The 22,817-nt window shown below is 38.7% G+C and carries 20 protein-coding genes; 12 read left to right on the top strand and 8 right to left on the bottom strand.

Going from position 1 to position 22,817, the window contains the following annotated elements:
• Positions 1–6: 6 nt before the first annotated feature.
• Together coaX and birA are read right to left on the bottom strand one after the other, a co-directional pair.
• Positions 7–741: a pantothenate kinase gene (coaX, locus tag F931_RS14535; RefSeq protein ID WP_016142063.1), complete on the bottom strand. Its 735-nt coding sequence runs from the start codon at positions 739–741 to the stop codon at positions 7–9.
• A gap of 15 nt (positions 742–756) precedes the next feature.
• Positions 757–1,509, bottom strand: coding sequence for a biotin--[acetyl-CoA-carboxylase] ligase (birA, locus tag F931_RS14530; protein ID WP_016142062.1), 753 nt, complete (start codon positions 1,507–1,509; stop codon positions 757–759).
• 30 nt (positions 1,510–1,539) lie between these two features.
• On the opposite strand from birA, the gene F931_RS14525 reads away from it, so the two are divergent.
• The 7 genes from F931_RS14525 to F931_RS14495 all read left to right on the top strand — a co-directional run bounded on the left by F931_RS14525 (position 1,540) and on the right by F931_RS14495 (position 12,138).
• Positions 1,540–2,343 carry a sulfite exporter TauE/SafE family protein gene (locus F931_RS14525; protein ID WP_016142061.1) on the top strand — a complete coding sequence of 268 codons (804 nt, stop codon included), beginning with the start codon at positions 1,540–1,542 and terminating at the stop codon, positions 2,341–2,343.
• A gap of 257 nt (positions 2,344–2,600) precedes the next feature.
• A complete protein-coding gene (locus F931_RS14520; RefSeq protein ID WP_016142060.1) occupies positions 2,601–3,296 on the top strand; it encodes a GntR family transcriptional regulator in 696 nt (231 codons plus the stop codon).
• Positions 3,297–3,306: 10 nt separating this feature from the next.
• A complete protein-coding gene (gene smc / locus F931_RS14515; RefSeq protein WP_016142059.1) occupies positions 3,307–6,756 on the top strand; it encodes a chromosome segregation protein SMC in 3,450 nt (1,149 codons plus the stop codon).
• A gap of 1 nt (position 6,757) precedes the next feature.
• Positions 6,758–7,804, top strand: a complete 1,047-nt coding sequence (gene zipA, locus F931_RS14510) for a cell division protein ZipA C-terminal FtsZ-binding domain-containing protein (RefSeq protein ID WP_016142058.1) — start codon at positions 6,758–6,760, stop codon at positions 7,802–7,804.
• Positions 7,805–7,898: 94 nt separating this feature from the next.
• Positions 7,899–9,938, top strand: coding sequence for an NAD-dependent DNA ligase LigA (ligA, locus tag F931_RS14505; protein ID WP_016142057.1), 2,040 nt, complete (start codon positions 7,899–7,901; stop codon positions 9,936–9,938).
• A 252-nt stretch (positions 9,939–10,190) separates the two neighbouring features.
• Positions 10,191–10,655 carry a heteropolymeric bacterioferritin subunit Ftn gene (gene ftn, locus F931_RS14500; RefSeq protein WP_001214863.1) on the top strand — a complete coding sequence of 155 codons (465 nt, stop codon included), beginning with the start codon at positions 10,191–10,193 and terminating at the stop codon, positions 10,653–10,655.
• A gap of 289 nt (positions 10,656–10,944) precedes the next feature.
• The gene (locus F931_RS14495) at positions 10,945–12,138 is read left to right on the top strand and encodes an MFS transporter (RefSeq protein WP_080649719.1); all 1,194 of its coding nucleotides are present in this window, start codon (positions 10,945–10,947) and stop codon (positions 12,136–12,138) included.
• A gap of 68 nt (positions 12,139–12,206) precedes the next feature.
• Here the strand turns inward: F931_RS14495 and otsA are convergent, their stop codons facing one another.
• Both otsA and otsB read right to left on the bottom strand, forming a co-directional pair.
• The gene (otsA, locus tag F931_RS14490) at positions 12,207–13,640 is read right to left on the bottom strand and encodes an alpha,alpha-trehalose-phosphate synthase (UDP-forming) (RefSeq protein WP_016142055.1); all 1,434 of its coding nucleotides are present in this window, start codon (positions 13,638–13,640) and stop codon (positions 12,207–12,209) included.
• Entirely contained in the window at positions 13,628–14,479 is an 852-nt protein-coding gene (gene otsB, locus F931_RS14485) for a trehalose-phosphatase (protein WP_016142054.1), read from the bottom strand. Before otsB ends, otsA begins: the two co-directional genes overlap by 13 nt.
• 355 nt (positions 14,480–14,834) lie before the next feature.
• On the opposite strand from otsB, the gene F931_RS14480 reads away from it, so the two are divergent.
• From F931_RS14480 to bioD, 5 genes are all read left to right on the top strand, one after another.
• Positions 14,835–15,566 (top strand): alpha/beta hydrolase family protein, encoded by a 732-nt coding sequence (locus F931_RS14480; protein ID WP_016142053.1) that lies wholly within the window; start codon positions 14,835–14,837, stop codon positions 15,564–15,566.
• 93 nt (positions 15,567–15,659) lie between these two features.
• Entirely contained in the window at positions 15,660–16,940 is a 1,281-nt protein-coding gene (gene bioA / locus F931_RS14475) for an adenosylmethionine--8-amino-7-oxononanoate transaminase (protein ID WP_016142052.1), read from the top strand.
• 1 nt (position 16,941) lies between these two features.
• The gene (gene bioF / locus F931_RS14470; RefSeq protein ID WP_016142051.1) at positions 16,942–18,099 is read left to right on the top strand and encodes an 8-amino-7-oxononanoate synthase; all 1,158 of its coding nucleotides are present in this window, start codon (positions 16,942–16,944) and stop codon (positions 18,097–18,099) included.
• Positions 18,096–18,845, top strand: coding sequence for a malonyl-ACP O-methyltransferase BioC (bioC, locus tag F931_RS14465; RefSeq protein WP_016142050.1), 750 nt, complete (start codon positions 18,096–18,098; stop codon positions 18,843–18,845). The genes bioF and bioC overlap by 4 nt, the downstream gene beginning before the upstream one ends.
• Positions 18,846–19,490, top strand: coding sequence for a dethiobiotin synthase (bioD, locus tag F931_RS14460; RefSeq protein ID WP_016142049.1), 645 nt, complete (start codon positions 18,846–18,848; stop codon positions 19,488–19,490). It begins immediately after the preceding gene.
• A gap of 60 nt (positions 19,491–19,550) precedes the next feature.
• On the opposite strand, the gene rluB is transcribed toward bioD, so the two are convergent.
• From rluB to F931_RS14440, 4 genes are all read right to left on the bottom strand, one after another.
• The gene (rluB, locus tag F931_RS14455) at positions 19,551–20,474 is read right to left on the bottom strand and encodes a 23S rRNA pseudouridine(2605) synthase RluB (protein ID WP_016142048.1); all 924 of its coding nucleotides are present in this window, start codon (positions 20,472–20,474) and stop codon (positions 19,551–19,553) included.
• 41 nt (positions 20,475–20,515) lie between these two features.
• A complete protein-coding gene (scpB, locus tag F931_RS14450) occupies positions 20,516–21,112 on the bottom strand; it encodes an SMC-Scp complex subunit ScpB (RefSeq protein WP_016142047.1) in 597 nt (198 codons plus the stop codon).
• Positions 21,109–21,900: a segregation and condensation protein A gene (locus F931_RS14445; RefSeq protein ID WP_031945544.1), complete on the bottom strand. Its 792-nt coding sequence runs from the start codon at positions 21,898–21,900 to the stop codon at positions 21,109–21,111. Before F931_RS14445 ends, scpB begins: the two co-directional genes overlap by 4 nt.
• A gap of 224 nt (positions 21,901–22,124) precedes the next feature.
• The gene (locus F931_RS14440; RefSeq protein WP_016142045.1) at positions 22,125–22,742 is read right to left on the bottom strand and encodes an L-threonylcarbamoyladenylate synthase; all 618 of its coding nucleotides are present in this window, start codon (positions 22,740–22,742) and stop codon (positions 22,125–22,127) included.
• Positions 22,743–22,817: the final 75 nt, after the last annotated feature.

The following is a 22,817-nucleotide window of genomic DNA, read 5'->3' as shown; positions in this document are numbered from 1 at the left end:
TGTATTTTAGTCTTTAGGATAATGCGCAATATATTGTTGTAATCCTTTGAGCAAAAGATCGGTTTCTACAACAGGATTATATTTTTGTAAGAATTTGGCAAAAAGTGGAGCATCGCCACCAGTCAGCAGCAGCTTTTTGGGAGATTGCTGCATAATATTTTCGATGGTACTAATGAGGCCTAATAAAATACCGTGGTGTACTGCATCAACGGTGTTATTGCCTGGGTTTAGGTTATCGAAAGCTGAGTCTGGAATTTTAATGCCTTTGGTATTTTGAATCAGAGCATCACGCTGCAAATATAAATTAGGAAGAATGTAACCTCCTAAATGTTGTTTACCTTGCGTTAGGTCAATTGTGAGCGCTGTACCACAACCAATAATGCAATAATTTTCATCTGCTTGAGCTACAGCTAAGACTTGTAACCAGCGATCAATCCCGAGTTGGCTTGGTACTTCATAACCACATTGTAAGCCTGCATATTCCGAGTGAACTTTGGCAAAGATCACGGGAATTTCAAGCCATTTTAAAATCTGCTGAATACGTTGGTTGTTTTCAGTATCGAGTACCGATGAAATTCCAATTCGATGCAGACCTTGATGTTTAAAGTGTTGGATTAATCCCAGTAATAAATCGGCAGGAGACTGTAAATGTAGCTCGGCTGCATGCTCAATAGTTTGCTGATTTTCAGTAATCCAGTATTTTAGACGAGTGTTTCCGATATCAAGCCATAAACTTTTCATGGAGAAAACACCTATTTACTGAGTGGTCTGTGGTCTTAAACGACCTTGATAAAACTGCTGTGGTTCTGGTGTTTCAATAATTACCGCACCTTCATTGGAAATCCCCACAAAACGACCATGTAGCAGTCCTTGACTATGTTCGAACTGAACTAACTGGTTGATCCATGCCGCATGATGGTTAAAACGTCCTGCCAAATTGTAGCAGCCATGATCAAACCAGCGAGCAGCATTTTGAATTGCAACATAAAGCTCTGAAATTAACTCAAGACGACTCATTTGCTCTAAGCCTAAATCTTTTAGAGAGGTAATCGGTTGATCGCTATCTGTCACTGGTGGTGTTTTTAAATTAATGCCCACACCCACAATAGCCTGATGCTGAGAAAGCGGTTCAACTAAAATTCCACCCCATTTTCCATGCGTACTATATAAATCGTTTGGCCATTTCACTTGCAGGTTTAAAGGTTGTAACTGCGGTATTTGTAGAATATTTAGAGCAACTTCAAGTGCTAAGCGACCATCTAAGGGTGTTCGAGTTTGCACCAATGTGCTTAAATAAATGTTTCCTTCAGGTGAAATCCATTGCCGTTGATGTTGGCCTCGCCCTTGAGTTTGTTGAGCACTGCAAACCAAGCCTGTTGTAATGCCTTTTTGGGCAATTTCACGAATATCATCATTGGTCGAAGTTGTGGTTGCTTTTAATAAAACCACTTCTGGAAGCTGGTTTTTTGCGCTTAAAAGTTGTTGTAGTTGGCGAGTCTCTAAATCCATGTTGAATATGAGCAGAGTGGTAAAACATTTATGGAGTTAATCATATATTTACTCATTGGCGCAATTGCTGGTTTTACTGCCGGATTGTTTGGGGTGGGCGGTGGACTAATTATTGTACCAATCCTCTATGTGGTTTTTACCCAGCTAAACTATGACCCCGCGGTAATCATGCATATTGCAGTTGGAACATCGCTTGCAACGATTATCGTGACGTCTTTTAGTTCTGTTTCTGCTCATCATAAAAAGGGTGCGGTACTTTGGCCTGTTTTTCGTAATTTAGCGCCTGGGTTAGTGATCGGCTCATTTTTAGGGGCAGGCATCGCCGACTTGATGTCTGGTCAGCATTTGCAACTTCTTATTGGTGTTTTTGCAGTTTTTATGGCTTATCGAATGTTTAAAGGAGCACATGTCGTTGTTGACCCAACACGTCAGCTTCCTTCAACACCCATGCAATTTATGGCGGGTGGTGGCATTGGCATTGCCTCTGCAATTTTTGGAATTGGGGGCGGAAGCTTAACCGTGCCATATTTAAATTGTCATGGCGTGGTGATGCAAAAAGCAGTTGCGACTTCTGCTGCTTGCGGTTTACCAATCGCAGTTGCAGGAGCGATTGGATTTATGTGGTTTGGTGCGAAAGAACAAATTTCAGTGCCTAATACGATTGGTTATGTGCATATCTATGCTTTTATTGGCATTAGTATCATGAGTTTTGTCACAGCGAAGCTTGGAGCAAAGGTTGCTCATGCACTATCACCGCAAATGTTAAAAAAATGCTTTGCTTGTTTGTTAGTCGTGGTCGGCAGTTATTTTGTTTATAAAGGTATTATGCACTAGAAACTAACTTATTAAATTTAGTAAGAAGATTATGTAAAAGCTTGAATTTTTAGAAATTTGAGCTTTTTTTATTAATAAAATATAAGAATATTCAAAGCTTTTATTCATCTGATTTTAGTATTGTTTTTAAATGAGTTGGCTTAAAATGCAATGAAATTGTCAGACAATGACATAGTTTTTAATCGATGGGATCAGTTAAAAACAAGGATGCGAAAGAAAAGCATGGATTAATGCATATAAAAAGTAGCGGGTGATTTATGAATCTCGAAGAGACAGAAAGTCTTTCTGAGCAAATTGTCAAATATATTAGCGAACAGATTATTAGTGGCGAACTGGTTGAAGGCGAACGTATTCAAGAACTTCGTATTGCCAAAGAACTTGACGTCAGCCGAGGGTCGGTTCGTGAAGCACTATTATTATTAGAGCGTACTCATTTAATTGAGATATTTCCACGCCGCGGGGCAATTGTCTCAGAAATGTCTGCACAGCAAGTTAAAGCACTGTTTGATACAAATATGATGATATTGGGGCATATCGTACAACGTATGAGTGAAACATGGCGTGCGCATGAAGCTGATCAATTGCAGCTATTGTTAGAACAACTTCTTGAGCATGTTAAAGCAGGGGATATCGAAAAATTTTATGATGGGGTCTTCCAATATTTAGCTGAACAGCAAGATATGGTGGGTAATCCTTATCTAATGAAGTTTTATAAAGAGCTATTGCCTTCATTACGTCGTAGTTATTTTTTGACCTTAAATACCTCTAAGCGTGAACTGCAAGAAGCATTTGCATTATTTAAACTCGTGACTGATGCAATTTTAATCCGAAAATCACAACAAGCCGCTTTATTTATGGAAGATTTTTGTCGACACTTACGTAACCTTGTGTTGGAATCGCTGACACGAATGAAACAGATTGAATTGGCCTGGGCAAGACGCTCACGCCGCTAGTTAGGGCATTATGCGTTTAAGCAGTTTAAAACTTTCCGGCTTTAAATCTTTTGCAGATAGTACAACTTTAAATTTTAAGGCGAACCGCACAGCAGTGGTTGGCCCAAACGGTTGTGGCAAATCCAATGTAATCGATGCGATCCGCTGGGTGATGGGTGAATCAAATGCCCGTCAGCTACGTGGTGGTAGCATGCAAGATGTTATTTTTACAGGAACATCCAAGCGCAAGCCCGTTGGTGTGGCCAGTGTTGAGCTACGCTTTGATAATACTTATGGTAAATTGGGCGGCTCTTATAATGCTTATAATGAATTAGCCGTTCGCCGTCAGGTTACTCGTGAAGGTAAGTCTGAATATTTCTTAAATGGTACTCGTTGCCGCCGTCGTGATATTACCGATATTTTCTTGGGAACAGGCTTAGGGCCGCGTTCTTATGCGGTGATTGAACAAGGCATGATTAACCGTTTGGTTGACGCCAAGCCAGAAGAAATGCGTGTGTTTATTGAAGAGGCGGCAGGTGTTTCACGCTATCAAGCGCGTCGACGCGAAACCTTGCAGCATCTTGAGCATACCGAGCAAAACCTTTCACGTTTAGAAGATATTGCGCTTGAGTTAAAATCGCAGCTTAAAACGCTTAAACGCCAGTCAGAAGCGGCAGTTCAATATAAAACGTTAGAAAGCCAGATTCGTACTCTAAAAATTGAAATTTTGTCTTTTCAGGCAGATAAAAGTGTACGCCTACAAGAAGAATATACAGTTCAAATGAATGAACTGGGCGAAACCTTTAAATTGGTCCGCTCAGAATTAAGTACAATTGAACATGATTTAGAATCAACCAGTGCTTTATTTCAGCGACTTATTCAGCAATCTTCACCGCTACAACAAGAATGGCAACAAGCTGAAAAGAAACTGTCTGAACTGAAAATGACTCTTGAACAAAAACAGAGTCTATACCAGCAAAATAGTACGACTCTCGTTCAGTTAGAGCAGCAAAAATTTCAAACTAAAGAACGTTTACAGCTTTCTGAATTGCAACTCGAAACACTGAATAATCAGCTAGAAGAGCAAACCGAAGCTTTAACTGGAATTGAGCATACAGCGACGGAGGCTGAACAAAACTTTGCTAATTTACAATCTCAGCAAAAACAAGCACAACAACAGTTTGACCAAATCAAAGCTCAGGTTGAAAAACAACAGCAGCAAAAAATGCAGATGTCAGCTCAAATTGAGCAGTTGGGCAAAAATGTTCAGCGACTTGAGCAGCAAAAAGAAACATTGCAACATCAAGCAAGCCAAATTCAATCACACGTTCATGAAGATGAGCAGGGTGAGCTTGAGCAATTACAACAACAGTTATGTGGCGAAATAGCGACGCTTGAAACTGAAATTGAGCAACAATTGCTAAGTTTAGAGCAATCTCAACAGCAACATCAGTTAAGTAAAAATCAACAACAAACCCTGAAAACCGAAATTCAGGTTTTATTATCAGAGCAGAAAAATTTAAGTCAGCTGGTTGCAAAGCAAAGCCCAAAGCAACATCAAGATGCGCTACGTTTAATGCAGGCTCTACAGTTAAGTGAGCAAGGTAAAGCGCATGCGCAGATTGTTGAGAAGTTTTTAGCAAAATGGTTGCAGGCGCATATTGTTGAAACTGAACAAGCCTTTCAGGAAGGAATTGCTCGTCAGTTAAAACCTTCTGAACAAACAACTAAATTTAAGAGGAATTTGGCCTGTTTAAATAACTGGATTGCTTCGCCACAGCTATCAATATTTTCAAATGTAGCGATTGCACAAGATTTGGCTCATGCTTTGAATGAGCAAAAACAGCTGGAACATGGTCAATCTATTTTGACCTTAGATGGCTATCATGTTGGGCAGGATTGGGTGATTGCCCTTATGTATGATGACGAGAGTCAAAGTGCACAAGGTATGCTGAGCCATCGCATTCGTTTAGATGAAATTGAACAAACTCTTGAAAAGCAACAACCTGAATTACAAGCATTAGATCAAATTGTAGTAAATCAAAAGGATGAGTTAGGGCAGTTACAGGCTGATATGCAGCACAAACAGCAAGTTGTGAAACAAAAACAAAAAGACTTGCAACAGTTGGATGTACAAATTGCTAAACAACAAACCGCAGCACAAGCATTTTTATTGCAAAAACAACAATTGAAAGATCAACTTGGTCAGTTAGACATGCAGCTTGAAGAAGATGCCATGCAAAAAGACGATCTTGAAATTGATTTGCATGCATTGGCAATCAAGCTCGAAACCATCTTACCTGACTATAAAACTTTGCAATTTCGGGTAGAAGAGTTAACAGAGCAGTTAGAAGAACAGCAACAAGCTCTACAACATCAGCAGCAAGAACGTGAAATTTTACGCCGTAATAGCACGCAGACTACTCAACAGATTGAGTTGCTTGAAAAAGATATCTCGTTCTTGCAGAGCCAATATCAGCAAATTGCAGCTCAAATGGAACAAGCGAAAAAGTTTGTTGACCCTATTCAGTTAGAGTTACCAAACCTTGAGTCAGAATTTCAGCAGCAATTTGCTCAAACTGAAAAGTTGCAAAAGAACTGGAATGAGTGGCAGCTTGAACTCAATAGTGTGCAGGAAAAGCAACAAACACTGACAGATCAGCGTCATCAATATCAACAAAAAGATGAGCAGCTTAGAGAACAACTTGAACAGAAACGGTTAGCATGGCAAGCAGCTAAGTCAGACCGTGAACATTATCAAGAACAGCTTAAAGAACTAAATGCCGAGATACAAAAGGGCTTACAAATAGATTTAACCGAGCATCAGCAAAAACTGGAAAAAGTACAGAAACAGTTTGAAAAAATCGGTGCGGTTAACCTTGCTGCTTCACAAGAGTTTGAGGAAGTTTCTCAGCGTTTTGATGAGCTGAGCCACCAGATCCAAGATTTGGAAAATACGGTAACTCAACTAAAAGATGCGATGAAAAGCATTGATCAGGAAACCCGTAAGTTGTTTATGACAACTTTTGATCGAATTAATCAAGAGTTGCAAAATCTGTTTCCAAAGGTCTTTAATGGTGGAGAAGCAAGTTTAAGTCTTGAAGATGACTGGCAATCTGGTGTTAAACTAATGGCAAGACCACCGGGTAAAAAAAATAGTTCTCTAGCATTACTTTCCGGTGGAGAAAAGGCTTTAACAGCGTTAGCATTGGTATTTGCAATTTTTAGATTAAATCCGGCACCGTTTTGTGTATTAGATGAAGTGGATGCACCACTCGACGATGCGAATGTTCAGAGATATTGTAATTTGGTAAAAGAGCTTTCTGAACATGTACAATTCATTTACATTACACATAATAAGCTGGCGATGACCATGGCAACTGATTTGTTGGGTGTGACCATGCCTGAACCGGGTACATCAAAATTAGTCACTGTCGATTTAGAACAGGCAAAAGAATACGGGTTAGTTTCGGAGTCATAGAATGGAAATCAATACGATTATTGGCATCGTTGTTGCCATTATAATTATGCTAATTGGCTTAAAAATGATTTTAAAAAAGCCAAACCATGCTGAACCCTCATTAGACAGTGATTTACATATTAATCCTGATAGTAATCAACCGGTTATCCCTAGACATGTGAGAGATCAGCTTGAAAAAACTGAAGCTGAATCTGTAGCGGTGACGAGTGCTGAGCGAGTAGAACCGACTTTAAGCGGAGCTGCACCGTCACAAGTACCTGAAACAAAACAGTCAGAAATTGAGTCTGTAGAACCCCCTAAAACAATTCAAACTGAACAAACCCCAGCAGTTGTTGAAAATGCTTCTGTAGAAGAAATTAAAGCTGAAGAAGAAGTAACAAGCTCTGCTATTACTACAAATGGTTCAGTTGAGTTGGTCGATGCAGTTTCTGTGAAACCGGAAGGTGAAGCTTTAGCACAAGAGAGTCTGGAAGCTGAAAGCGAAAAAGCTGAGCCTGAGTTGAGTTTAAACCCGAATATTGAAACTGCCAAAATTGCTGAATTTGAAGGCGAGAGCAATATTCTGGATGTACATTTACATGAACAGCAACGCTATGATGATGAAAGTGCATTAGCGATGGCTGAACAGATTATTGCGTTAAATGTGTATCCAAACCCTCGTCGTGCTTTGTCTGGCGATAAAGCCCTTAAAGTGCTGTTAAAATATGGTTTACGTTACGGCGAAATGTCATGTTTCCATCGTTATGAAAATACGGATGAGCCGAGTGTACTCATGTTCTCTGTATTGCGTATGACAGACAATGGACCAGCTGGGTTTGATCTTGAAACTTTATCTACCGAACAAGTTCAAGGGTTGGCATTTTTCCTTGCGCTTCCAAACAGTAAAGCCGTGACAGGTTTTGATATGATGGCGAGTATTGCGGGTCTAATTGCTCGCGAAATCGATGGCAAAGTTTACGATGAAAATAATCTTGAATTTACGCCACAGTTGAAAGAGCACTGGCGTCATCATGTGATTGATTATCGTCCGGCACAGGCGACTGCCTAGTTTTAATTTTTTACGTTCGTTGCGATAATTGCAACATATCTAGTCGCAGCTCAGGGTGGAGAAATTTCCACCCTTTTTTATGGTGAATAACATAATGGCAACAACTTCCGTGATCGAACAGATGCGTCAGCTTATTCAACTGATTGCAAAGCATAACCATGCCTACTATGTCATGGATCAGCCGACAATCTCGGACAGTGAATATGATCATTTATTTCACCAGTTAAAAGCTTTAGAAGAGCAATATCCTGACCTTGTTCAATCAGATTCACCAACAACCAAAGTAGGCGGACAAGCACTCTCTAAATTTCAAAGTGTGACTCATGTAGTTCCGATGCTTTCTTTGGGGAATGTTTTTAATCAGGAAGACTTGTTCGCATTTGCTCGTCGTGTTGAAGAGCGTTTGCCTAATCAAAAAGTACAATATGAAGTCGAATTAAAACTTGACGGTCTTGCGATTTCACTCTGGTATGAAAATGGTGTCTTAGTACGTGGCGTTACACGTGGTGATGGCGAAACCGGAGAAGACATTACTCAGAATGTTAAAACGATTCGTAATTTGCCTAAAGTGTTGCATTCAGATCATTTTGAAATTCCACGTTTGTTAGAAGTACGCGGCGAAGTACTTATGCCAAAGTCTGGCTTTGAAAAACTCAATGCCGACCAAGAAGCAAAAGGTGATAAAACATTTGCGAACCCGCGTAACGCAGCAGCGGGTAGTTTAAGACAACTTGATCCTAATATTGCTGCTGGTAGACCTTTAGCATTTTATGCTTACGGTATCGCTCAATGTGAACCTAATCATGGCTTAACTACCATGCATGACAGCCTACAATGGCTCACAAAACTTGGATTCGAAATTGCGGAACGTCAATATCTGTGTGATTCAATTCAAGAAGTACAGCAGCGCTACGAACAAATTCAGCAAGAACGTCCAGATCTACAAGTTGAAATTGACGGAATGGTTGTAAAGGTTGATGACTTAAGACAGCAGCAACAACTTGGTTTCTTAAGTCGTGAGCCACGTTGGGCAACCGCTTATAAATTCCCTGCACAAGCTGCATTAACTACAGTTGATCAGATTGATTGGCAAGTCGGGCGGACAGGTACTTTGACTCCTGTAGCGCGTTTAAACCCTGTATTTGTGGGTGGTGTTACGGTTTCTAATGTAACCTTACACAACATTGGTGAAATCCATCGTCTTGATGTACGTGTTGGCGATACTGTCAGTGTTTACCGTACAGGCGATGTTATTCCTAAAGTAGAAAAAGTTTGGCCAGAATTTCGTTCACCTGACGCTGAAATTGTACATTTACCAGAAAGCTGTCCTGTTTGTGCTTCACCAGTTGTGATGCCTGAAGGAGAAGCTTTAGCACGTTGTTCTGGTGGGCTTTATTGCGCTGCCCAACGAATTGAAGCGATTCGCCATTTCGTATCACGTAAAGCTCTGGATATTGAAGGTCTAGGTGATCGTTGGGTAGAGTCTTTATTACACCTCGATTTACTCAAAGATGTTGCCGATATTTACCATTTGCATGAGCACCGAGAAACTTTACTTGGTATTGAAAAAATGGGCGAGAAATCGGTACAAAATCTGATTGATGCCATTGAAGCGAGTAAGAAAACAACTCTTGCGCGTTTTATTTATGCTTTAGGAATTCGTGGGGTAGGTGAAACAACAGCTAGAATGCTAGCCAATACTTTCCAAACTTTGGAAGCGCTTAAAGCTGCCGATGTTGAAGCATTAAAGAAAACTCCAGATGTCGGTGATATTACCGCAGAATGGATTGCTGACTTTTTCTTGGCACCACACAACATTGAAGTGCTGGATCGCCTAATAGCAGCAGGGATACATTGGGATGCACCAACAGCACCAACACGTCAACCTTTAAATGGCGAAAGCTGGGTATTAACAGGCACATTAGAGCAAATGACCCGTGATCAGGCAACTCAAATGCTTCAAGCGTTAGGTGCACGTGTAAGCGGTAGTGTATCGAGTAAAACCAAATGTGTTGTTGCTGGTGAGAAGGCTGGTTCGAAATTAGAAAAAGCAGCAAAACTTGGTATTGCAGTTATGAATGAGACTGATTTCTTATCACTTATGGCGAGCTATGGGCAGACTTTAAGCGAATAGATCTACCGAAATAAGAACCATTGATTTTAGTTACAAATTTATAAATTGATGGTTTGTGCCTTATTTTAACGCTTGTCTGAGCTAATAAATCGGACAAGCGTTTCTTTTTGCAGAGAAAATTTAAATAACTTAAACTGCAAATGCGTATGTTTCTCATTTTAATTTGATAAAAATCATAAACTTAACTATTTTTTGTTTTGCAATCACTTTTAAGATTGCCCATAATAGTTCTCATACGATAGGAGATTTATTATGCGTGGCAATCCAGAAGTCATAGACTATTTAAATATGCTCATTGGCGGAGAATTGGCTGCCCGTGATCAATATCTAATCCATTCTCGCATGTATGAAGATTGGGGCTTAAATAAAATTTATGAACGTATTGATCATGAGATGCAAGAAGAAGCTTCTCATGCTGATGCGATCATTCGCCGTGTATTATTTTTAGGTGCTAAACCAAACATGCACCGTGAAGATATCAACGTTGGTACAGACGTTGTATCTTGTTTAAAAGCTGATTTGGCGCTTGAATATCACGTTCGTGAAAAGTTGGCGACAGGTATCAAACTTTGTGAAGAGAAGGGCGATTACATTAGCCGTGATATGTTGCGTCAACAATTATCAGATACTGAAGAAGATCATACATACTGGTTAGAAAAGCAATTACGTTTAATTGAGTTGATTGGCTTACAAAATTATATTCAATCTCAAATTTAATAAAAGAACCCAGCTCAGGCTGGGTTTTTTATTGGCTTATTTAAATAAAATTAACTCATCGCTTAAATGCTAGTTTTGTCAAATTGAACATATTCAAAGCCTTACTATATAAGGCTTTGGCAGTTACAAAAAAGTCAGAAAAATTGTATCACACCCCCTGTTTTTTTTATGAAATTGGATATAATTTCGCCAACAAAACCCTTGCCTAGAAATTTAATGAGGCAAGGGTTTTTCTATGGAAAATCGGTTGGTATGGATCGCCCATGATTTTATGGTGAGTTCGCGAAATATGTTATTTACCAAACCTGCTGTTTTAGATACAGCTACACTCTTAAGCACACAACGTCTTGCAACACGACTAAGCTTTTTTAGCTTAGGTTTTGCGACTGCAGCTTGGGCACCTCTTATTCCTTTTGCACAGCAACGTTTAAACCTAAATCATGCCAATTTTGGTTTACTTTTGCTTTGTATGGGGATTGGTTCAATGATTGCTATGCCTGCGACCGGAGCTTTAGTCAAGCGCTGGGGATGTCGTCCATTAATTGCTTTGGCATTGATGCTGTTAATGGTTTTATTGCCTAGCCTTACGATGTGGAGCAGCATTGTGACCATGGCTGTAGCATTGTTTATTTTTGGATCGGCAGCAGGATGTCTTGGAGTAGCTATCAATTTACAAGCAGTGGTTGTAGAAAAGCATAGCTTGCGAGCTCTTATGTCTAGCTTCCATGGAATGTGTAGTTTGGGTGGTTTAACAGGCGCTATGCTTGTGACTGCATTATTGGCAGTGGGTCTTTCTCCATTAATGAGTACGTTATCAGTTGTTATGATTTTACTTGTTATTGGTGGTGTTGCGATTCCATCTTGTTTAACGTCTTTTGAACAGGATGAAAAGCCACATGAAGATACAACTCAAGCACCGAAAAAATTTTATCGTCCCGATGGCATTATTTTGCTTATTGGTATGATGTGTTTTATCGCCTTCTTATCAGAAGGTGCGGCAATGGACTGGGGTGGTATTTATTTAACAAGTAAATATCAGCTTAACCCTGCTTTTGCTGGCTTAGCTTATACTTTCTTTGCGCTTAGCATGACCACTGGACGTTTTGCAGGTCATGTCTTGCTTAAGCAATGGGGCGAAAAGAATATTGTAACTTATAGTGCAATTGTGGCTGCGATTGGTATGGCTATTATTGTGACTGCGCCAGTCTGGCAAGTAGTTATATTAGGTTATGCACTGTTAGGACTAGGCTGTTCTAATATTGTACCAGTGATGTTTTCTCGGGTGGGTCGACAAAACAATATGCCAAAAGCAGCTGCACTTTCTTTAGTATCAACGATTGCTTATACGGGTTCTTTAAGCGGCCCGGCTTTAATTGGTTTAATTGGTGAATGGACCGGTTTAAGTACTGTTTTAACAGGCGTAGCTGTATTGCTATTTGTCATTGCTTTACTTAACCGTTTTACATTAATAAAGACAAATTAATTTATAAATAATAGAGATCCTCAAAGAACATCGAGAAATTTAATTCCTCGATGTTCTTTTATTTAGATTTATAAAACCTGATAGATCGATTGATAACTATCTTGTAATAATCGCTGAGGCTTCATCAGTAAAGTTGGTGTCTTTTCTAAATCATCCAAGAAATTATTTCGCCAATGGGTAAGATCAGATGATGTTAAACCTTCTATCAATTGCTGGTAACGATTAACACGCTCAGTTTTAGACATTTCTAAAGCCATTTTTAAAGCATCCATCATCGCTGCTCTATCTTGCGGATCAACAATCAAGGCTTGAGACATCTGCTCAGCAGCACCAGCATATTTAGATAAAATGAGTACGCCCGGATTTTCTGGGTCTTGAGCTGCAATATATTCTTTAGCGACCAAGTTCATACCATCGCGTAGTGAACTGATCCAGCAAATATCTGAATGGCGATAAATGTGCATAAGATTATGGTGTTGAACAGTGTCATAGCAGCAATCTACAGGTCGCCAGTCTTCATGGGCAAACTCTTCGTTAATTAACTCGAGCTTAGTTTTAAAACGTTGGAATAAACGCTGATAAGCTGGAATATCGGTACGAGAAGGTATTGCAACTTGAAGATGACGAACTAGACCATGATATTCAGGACTGGTTTCCAAAAAGGTTGCAAATGCATTAAATCTTTCGAGCAAACCTTTCGAATAGTCAATACGATCAACCCCAATAATTGTTTTTTGACGTGGTATTTCCTCAAAATTAAACACAGCAGAGGTCGCCAGCTCTTGTTGGGCTTGCTTTTGTATAATTTCGGGCTGAACACCAATTGGGTATGACTTAATTAATATTTGACGTTTCTTGTAGCTAATACTGTTACTTTGTATTTTCTGAGCTTCGAGTAAGTTTAGACAAGTCTGCATACATGCATTTTGATCGATTTGGGTTTGTAAACCAATAACATCATATTGACTCAAGTCTTGAATTAATTCTCGGCCTACTGGAATTTTGCGCCAGATATTGAGACTAGCAAATGGTATATGTAAAAAGAAACCAATTTTATTTTGCATGCCTAATTCACGGCAGTAACGCGCTACACTAAAAAAGTGATAATCGTGTATCCAAATAAGATCTTCAGGTTGAGCAAGCTGTTTTAACTTTTCAGCAAACAAACGGTTGACCTTTTGGTAGGTGCTATATTCTTGCGCATCATATTCAATTAGATCTTCGCGACTATGCATTGCTGGCCAGAGAACCTTATTTGCAAAACCACAGTAATATTGCGCATATTGTTGATGGGTAAGAGGGCAGGTAATGTAATCAATCCCTTGAGAAGAGGCTTGTTCAAATTCTGGCGCTTCGCTATCGGTAATTTGCTGGCCATTCCAGCCTAACCAAATGCCATTACTATCATTCAAAGCGTCTTGTACAGCCACGGCGAGGCCACCAGCTGAAGCTTTACCTGAGGGCATACTTATCCGGTTCGATAATACGATTAATTTAGACATATTTTTTCTCCATTCTGATTTTGGCTATTTTTGACATATAAGCTTTTTATTCTGTTTTGAAATAAAAAAAGAAAATTAGCGACACTATCAATATCTTTTAATCTATATTCAGCTTGTGTTTCACCGGAACCCACTTTAATTGTGAGACCAGATTGTTGATTAATAAATATAAAACCAGATTCATCTGTTAAATCATCGCCTATAAAAATAGGTAAAACAGAAGATAAATTAAGATGATTTAATATAGTTTTAATTGCTTTACCTTTATCAGCTTGATGAGGAATTAATTCAATAACAAATTTTCCCTTATTTAATTTTAATTGAGGATAATCAGAGCTAATCTGTTGCATAATATTAATAGCGTGATTTTCTAAATCTGGGTTCTTGCGATAATGTAAAGCAACAGAATAACCTTTGTCCTCAATTAATAACTCGGGATATTTTTCGCAAGATTTTTGAATATCTTGTTTTAATTGTTTAAAATTAATCTGACTTAAATCTGGCCGAATATAATAATCTGAATTAAGACAAATATCTAAACCATGCAAGCCCGCAATTGGAACTTCAATAGGATATAAGAGTTTACTAGCTGTATTGACATCACGACCTGTTACGGCAATAACAGGTATATTTAATTGAATAATTTTTTTTATAATTTCTAATGTGGTGTTTGGAATAAAACTATGCTCAGGATTAATTTGAAAGGGTGCTAATGTCCCATCAATATCCAAAAATAAACAATAATTTTTATCTAAAGATATATTACTTATAATATGATTGGGTGTAACAAAATATGTATATTTTTCTCTCCCATCAGATATTGTATTTTGACTGTTCATATTAGCCTTCCCAATATTTTTTGATCAATAATTACTCTTCTAACATTAAAATGAATTGATGAGTCATTTCTTTTAATAAAAAAACATAAGTATTAACATTAATTACATTGCATAATGGATTTATAGGCGAAGTGTGGAGTATGTTGTTTTTTGATTGGCTTCAATGTTTAGATAATTAAAGTTTTGTATATTTAATATGAATAATGCAGGTCTTATTTATCAATATATTTCAGAATATTATCGTATTATAAATACTTGATTTTATGATTTCGAAATTGTTTTAATATTGATTTTAAAGGCTATTTTAAATCAATATTATTATATAATCTTTATAAAATCGGTTTTGGATAGGCATATGAAGTTACAAAATAAAATTTTATTAATTACAGGTTGGGGAGTAGGAGTGGAACCTTTGCAATCTCTTAAATTGCATTTGGAAAAAGTAGGATTTGAGACACAACTTATTAATATTTTTAATATTTTAGATAGTAACTTTCAAGCACAGCTAGACTTAGTGGCTAGGGCTGATGTAGTCGTAGGCTGGTCTTTAGGTGGACAGTTAGCAACTCAACTGGTCGATATTTTTTATAAGCAAACAGGGCAGACTAAGACATTAATTACACTTGCTTCAAATCCTTGTTTCGTTGCCAACGATAATTGGCAACCTGCAATGCCTACAGATGTATTCACTCAATTTAAATCTTCTTTTTTACAGAACCCGCAAGCCACGTTAAAGCGTTTTTATTATTTGATTACACTTGGCTCAACCCAAGCTAAACAAGATTGGATAAATATTCAAAATATAGCAAATCCGCCATCAAATGAACTTTTAATAGAAGGTTTGCAAATGCTTGAACAATTAAACTTGGTAGATAACTTAAAAAACTATTCTGGCCGACAACTTCACCTTTTTGCTGAGCAAGATAATGTCATTCCTTGCAAAATTATCGAAAAATTTGAGGAGATCGTGACAGAAAACATGAGTTATAAAGTGCTAAAAGGCGCTACTCATGCTTTTCCATACCTCGAAGTAGACCGAACAATTGAAGAAATCTGCCAATTTTTAACAATTCATCAGCAAAGTTAATAAGCTTTGATTGATCTCGCAATTTTCTTTCATTCTTAACAGGTTTAACATGTGCTAAATGAGAGATTTAATTGCTGTAAAAGGGTAAATAGGATGACCGATAATTTTGATTTGGAACATATTTGGCATCCTTATACTTCAATGACCCAACCTTTACCGACCTTTAAAGTTAAACGTGCCTATGGGGCAACGATTGAACTCGACGATGGTAAGACTTTAATTGATGGTATGTCATCTTGGTGGTGTGCAATTCACGGCTATAACCACCCTGAACTCAATCAGGCAGTGACAGATCAATTACAAAACATGTCACATATTATGTTCGGTGGGTTAACCCATGACCCTGCCATTGAACTTGGTAAAATTCTTTTAAAAATTACGCCACCAAGCCTCGACAAAATTTTTTATGCAGATTCGGGGTCGGTTGCCGTTGAAGTTGCTTTGAAAATGGCTGTGCAATTCTGGACAGCACAAGGCCAACCACAAAAAACAAATTTTATTACCACACGTTCTGGTTATCACGGTGATACATGGAATGCGATGTCTGTTTGTGATCCAGTAACAGGCATGCATCAGATTTTTGGTACAAGTTTACCAAATCGCCTTTTTGTAGCAGCACCGCAAACCAAATTTCATGAAGAATGGAACCAAGAAGATATTGCTGAGCTAGAACAAGCTATTCAGCAAAATCATGAAAATCTTGCTGCACTGATTATTGAGCCAATTGTACAGGGTGCAGGGGGCATGCGTTTTTATCATCCTGAATATTTACGTCAGGCTAAAGTGTTTTGTGAAAAATATAACCTGCTTTTAATTTTCGATGAAATTGCCACTGGTTTTGGCCGTACTGGTAAGCTCTTTGCGTGGGAGCATGCCCAAGTTGAGCCAGACATTATGTGTATAGGTAAAGGCCTAACAGGCGGCTATATGACCTTATCTGCTACCTTAACCACAAAGCATGTTGCAGAAACTATTAGTCGCGGTGAGGCTGGGGTATTTATGCACGGCCCAACTTTTATGGCCAATCCACTTGCTTGCGCGGTCGCTTTAAAAAGTACGCAATTGTTAATTGAACAAGATTGGCAGGCCAATATTGAGCGAATTGAGCAACAGCTTAGCCAATATTTAACCCCTTTAAGTCAGCTTGATTATGTTGCCGATGTACGGGTGCTCGGTGCAATTGGTGTAGTAGAACTCACCTTTAATGTTGATATGAAGACTTTGCAGCAACAATTTGTAGACCGCGGAATCTGGATTCGTCCTTTTGGAAAATTGGTTTATGTGATGCCACCGTATGTCATCACTCATCAAGAGTTAAATGATTTGCTTGAACAATTAGTTGAGGTTGTTCAAACGATGCAGGGAGCGTATTAAGATGTCATTGCTCAATCATTTTGCTGCCGAGTTAGAGGAGTTAAAACAACAAGGTAACTTTAGACATTTTACTCAAAATGTGCAGCATGACCGTTTTATTACGATTCAAAATAAAACGATGCTTAACTTGGCTTCAAATGACTATCTTGGGTTGGCAGCTGATATTAATCTTCGTCAAGAGTTTCTAGATAGCTATCCATTAGAACGAAGCTATTTTAGTTCTTCATCTTCACGCTTATTAACGGGTAATTTTGAAGAATATGAACAGTTAGAAAATAGCCTAAGTAAAGCATTTGGTGATCGGGCGGCCCTATTATTTAATAGTGGCTATCATATGAATCTTGGTATTTTGCCTGCAGTTGCTGATAGCAAAACTTTAATCTTGGCAGATAAGTTAGTCCATGCAAGCATGATTGACGGTATACGTTTGTCTGGTGCCCAATATGTACGTTATCGACATAATGATTTACAGCATTTGGAACAACTTCTCCAAAAATATCATGATGATGAAAAGATTGAACGTATCATTGTGGTCACAGAAAGTATTTTTAGTATGGATGGGGATGAAACGGATTTAGCCGCTTTAGTCCAGCTCAAAAAACGTTTTGCTAAAACCATGTTGTATGTCGATGAAGCACATTCAATCGGTGTGCGTGGTCAGCAAGGATTAGGGTGTGCTGAACAATACAATGTCATTCAAGAAATTGATTTTTTAGTTGGTACATTAGGTAAAGCATTGGCAGCAGTTGGTGGTTACATTATTTGCGATCCAATTATTAAAGATTATCTCATTAATAAAATGCGCCCACTTATTTTTAGTACTGCACAGTCCCCGATTGTGATGGCATGGGCAAACTTTATTTTTCAAAAAGTATTAGTCGCTCAATCTCAGCGTGAACATTTAAAAAGCATTAGCCAATATCTTCAACAAGCTGTCGTGCAAAAGGGTTATGTAAGCCCATCGATCAGCCATATTATTCCTGTCATTGTTGGAGAAAGTCAGGCTGCTATCGATAAAGCGAAGCAAGTTCAGGAAAGTGGTTTTTATGCTATGCCTGTACGTCCACCCACAGTACCTAAAAACAGTTCGCGTTTGCGTATTTCTTTAACGTCAATGGTGCAGCAACATGAACTTGAAGAATTGGTGAGTTTTCTGTGAGTTTGAATAAAGACTTGGTTGCCCAGCGTTTTGCTAAAGCAGGGCAAAGCTATTCAGAACAAGCAATTGTTCAAAAACAAATTTGCCAAAATTTAACACGGTTACTTCAGCAGTTTTGCCCAAGGACAATACCACGTGTTTTTGAAATTGGTTGTGGTTCTGGCAATTTAACTCGTCTTATTACTGCATCTTTTCAAATCGAAGAATTAATTTTGAATGATCTGTATGCAGATGTGCAGCAGCACTTTAATTCTCACGAAAGTTTGAAATGGTTGATTGGAGATGTTGAGGCGTTAGATTTTCCTCAGCAGCTCGATATGATTGTTTCAGGTTCAGCTTTACAGTGGATGCAAGATTTACCGCGCTTGCTCGAACGTTGTGATGAGGCTTTAGTCGATCAAGGTTGGTTATGCTTTTCAACATTTGGCTCTAAAAACTTATTAGAGATTAAAGAGCTAACAGGACAAGGCTTAAGTTATTGGTCAGTTGAAAATTGGAATAGAGCCTTAACTCAGGCTGGTTTTGAGATTTTGCATTTGTCAGAGTCGGAAACTCAACTGTATTTTGATTCGCCTAAGGCTGTGTTGCAGCATTTAAAGGCAACTGGGGTAACGGCAACTGCTCAACATCGTTGGACTAAGCAAACGTTACAACAGTTTTATCAAGATTATGATCGGTTTAAGCATGCCGAAGGATATTCCCTAACATATCATCCGATTTATTGTATTGCCCGGAGAGTGAAGTAAATGAGTGGCCAGATCTATTTTGTGAGCGGGATTGATACCGAAATTGGTAAAACTTACGCAACAGGATTTTTAGCAAAATTATGGACTGAGCAGGGTAAAAAAGTGATTACCCAAAAACTCATTCAGACAGGTAATGCTGATATTTCTGAAGATATCGAAAAGCACCGTGAAATTATGGGACAAGGCTGGTTTCAAGAAGATCATGACAAGCTCACTATGCCTGAAATCTTTAGTTACCCAGCTTCACCTCATTTAGCAACACGTCTTGATAACAGAGAAATTGATTTTCAAAAAATTGAAAATGCGACCCAAACATTAGCAGAGCGTTTTGAAATCGTATTGTTAGAAGGTGCAGGAGGCTTAATGGTGCCATTAACCACCAGTCTGCTGACCATTGATTATGTCGCTCAGCACCAGTTTCCGGTTATTTTAGTAACCTCAGGGCGTTTGGGAAGTATTAACCATACTTTACTTAGTCTTGAAGCACTTAAAACTCGTGGACTGAAATTAAAGGCTTTGGTTTATAACCTAAAAGATGAATCAAAAGATCCATTAATTTCTCAAGATACTTCAAATTATTTGAAAGATTATTTAGCTGTTCATTTTCCTGAAGCTGAATGGATCGAACTGGCAAAAATGAATTAAGTTCAACAGGCTATAAAAAACCGCTCAAATTTGAGCGGTTTTTTTGCATCTTATGAATGTTTAGAATTTCTTTGAACCACGGTTAAAACCAGTCGCTTTACGTTGGTTGCCCGTGTTAACAGGAGCTTCTTTTTCATCATCGCGACGTTGTTGGCGTAAGTAACCGCCACGACGTGCTGCCATTGGTTTTTCAGTCATACGATCAGTACGGCGTTTTGCCATACCAAATAAACCTGTACCTTGACGTGGTTTTAACTCAACTGATTTTGCTAAGTTGTCGATGTCAGTTTTGTCGAGTTCCATCCAACGGCCAGTACGTAATTCGCGTGGTAAAATAACGGTACCGTAGCGTGTACGTAATAAACGGCTTACTTTAAGATCTTGCGATTCGAAAATACGACGTACTTCGCGGTTACGGCCTTCTTTCACTACCACTTGATACCAGCGGTTAATACCTTCACCACCAATTTCAGAGAATGATTCGAATTTGGCTGGACCATCTTCAAGCTCTACTCCGTTAACCATGTTTTGGCGTAGTTTTGGTGTTACTTCACCCATTACTCGCACTGCGTATTCACGTTCAATTTCATTAGATGGGTGCATTAAGCGGTTAGCAAGTTCACCATCATTCGTGAAAAGTAATAAACCAGTACTGTTAATATCTAGGCGGCCTACCATTACCCAACGGTCATTCGCAATTTGCGGTAAATGATCAAATACGGTTGGACGTTTTTCAGGGTCATTACGTGAACAGATTTCACCCTCAGGCTTATAATAAATCAGTACACGACGACGAATTTCGTCTTCAATCTGAAACTGAACTTTACGGCCATCAATGCGTAATTCATCGCCTGGTTCAATGCGCTCACCCACTTGGGCAACACGACCGTTTACACTCACGCGTCCTGCGGCAATAACCTCTTCCATATATCGGCGGGAACCTAATCCGATTCGCGCTAATACTTTTTGCAATTTTTCACTCATGACAGCACAACCTTAGACATAATGATCAACAGTCCACCTCTTTATGATTTCGGTGCATTTGCATCGAGAGCCATAAAGGCTTCCTTGGCGTTCTGTAGGGGAGGCAATTGGCCTAGAGAAGCTAGACCAAAAGCATTCAGAAACTGAGGCGTTGTAATTAGCAACGCAGGTCTTCCGGGTAAATCTCTAAAACCGGCTTCTTTAATCCAGTTCCAGTCAAATAGTGTTCTAAGAATCTGACTATTATTAGATACACCACGAATTTGTTCAATATCAGCTCGGGTAACCGGTTGATGATAAGCAATGACAGCCAGGGTTTCTAGTAATGAAGGCGACAGTTTTGTTGGTCGCTCTGGCCAAATTTGCGCAATAATACTACGATATTTAGATCTTACCTGAAAGCGAAACCCTTGCGCTGTTTCAATCAGCTCAATAGAGCGGCCATGCTGTAATAACGCGAGCTGTTGTAAAAGCTGACGAAGCTGTTGTTTATTATACTGATTATTAAATGCTTCTTTTAAGCGGGCAATTGAAACCGGCGCGTCACTGGCAAAAATAATTGCTTCAAGTTGTAATAAAACTTCGTGATGAATGTCAGCTAATGACAAATCATTATTATTTTGTTCAAAACTACTCATAGTGAAGACCCTTGAATTGCTAGGGGAGCTTCAATACCAGTGGCAATAATTTTAATTTTCTGTTGGCGGGTTAATTCTAAAACCGCCATAAATGTAACAACCATTCCCATACGACCTTGCTGGGGATTGAGTAATTCTTTAAAACTTAACACGTCACCAGACTCTAATTTCTCTTCAATATATGCAATACGTTCTTCTAGTAAAACAGGTTCTTGAGCAATGACATGTGTAACAGGTTCTGGGCGATTAAAGACACAGAACAGAGCATCATGTAGCGCTGAAATATCGTAGCCTTCATAAATAGGAGCGATATGACCTAAACTTACATTGGCATTAAACGTGTCACGCTCGAGAATTGGCATTTGTCCCAAACGCTCAGCTGCTTGCTTAATACGCAGATAAGTTTCAAGACGATCAATAAGTTCCTGCTTAGGGTCTTTTTCAATGCTTATAATTGTAGGTTTCGGTAAAAGCAGGCGAGATTTTAGGTCAGCTAATAGAGCAGCCATCACCATATAATCTGCGGTTAATTCGATATTTAAAGACTTCATACTATCCATATAGGCTAAATATTGAGTCGCAATAGGTGCAATATCGAGTTGGATTAAATCGAAACCGTTTTTTTGAATCAGATAGATTAAAAAATCTAGTGGACCTTCAAAGTGCTCGAGCAAAATCTCAAATGCAGCTGGAGGTATATAGAGATCTTCAGGAATCTTGTCATGCCACTCATCTAAAACACGGATGTGTGGAGCGTCTTCCATGGATTGATGAAGTGATTGATTCATTACGATTATAAGCCACGCGAATTTTCAAAAGCATGAGACTTGTTATTCAAGTCAAAGACAGCTGTAAGTAGAAGAACAGCAGATAGTGAAAATCATTCTAAATGAATTATGTCTTTTAATAAATTACTTAACGACTAAAGTGTAAAAAAAATCCAAAATAAATAAAGAGTATTTTTTTGAGTGATAATATATTTTTTTAAACTATTGGTAAAAAATGTAAGTGCTTATTCAAAAGCACTTACATCGCCAACACCACGACGGATAATCTCAGGATGTTCACCCGATAAATCGACAATACTTGTACTTGTTAAGGTACCAAAACCACCGTCAATAAATACATCAATTCGTTTATCTAGCTGATTTTCAATATCGTAAGGGTCATCTAGAGGGTCTTCTTGGCCCGGTAAAATTAATGTACTGGTAAGTAGCGGTTCACCAAGTTCTTGCAATAATGCCTGACAAATCGGATTACTTGGAATACGTAAACCAATCGTTTTCTTTTTAGGATGCATCAATCTACGAGGAACTTCACTTGTTGCAGGTAAAATGAACGTAGTAATCGCTGGTGTATTCGCTTTCAATAAACGGTATGTCGCATTATCAACTTTTGCATAAGTTGCAATATCTGATAAGTCGCAGCACATAATGGCATATTGATGCTTAGGTCCTAAACCACGTATCTGTGCAATACGTTCCATGGCACTTTTATTACCGATTTGACACCCAATTGCATAGGCTGCATCGGTAGGGTAGACCACAACATCTCCTGCTCGGATACGTTCAACCGCTTGGGAAATGAGGCGTTGCTGTGGATTTTCAGGATGTACATGTAAATGCATCATATTTTAGAGACTCCATCACGCCAGTGTTAAAAATAATTATTAGGCTTTTTAAATATCCTAGGCAAGCAATTAACG

Source organism: Acinetobacter pittii ANC 4050 (assembly GCF_000399685.1).
GTDB classification, from domain to species: domain Bacteria; phylum Pseudomonadota; class Gammaproteobacteria; order Pseudomonadales; family Moraxellaceae; genus Acinetobacter; species Acinetobacter pittii_E.
The sequence above is the reverse complement of the archived record's forward strand: the minus strand, read 5'-3'. Positions and strand labels throughout refer to the sequence as shown.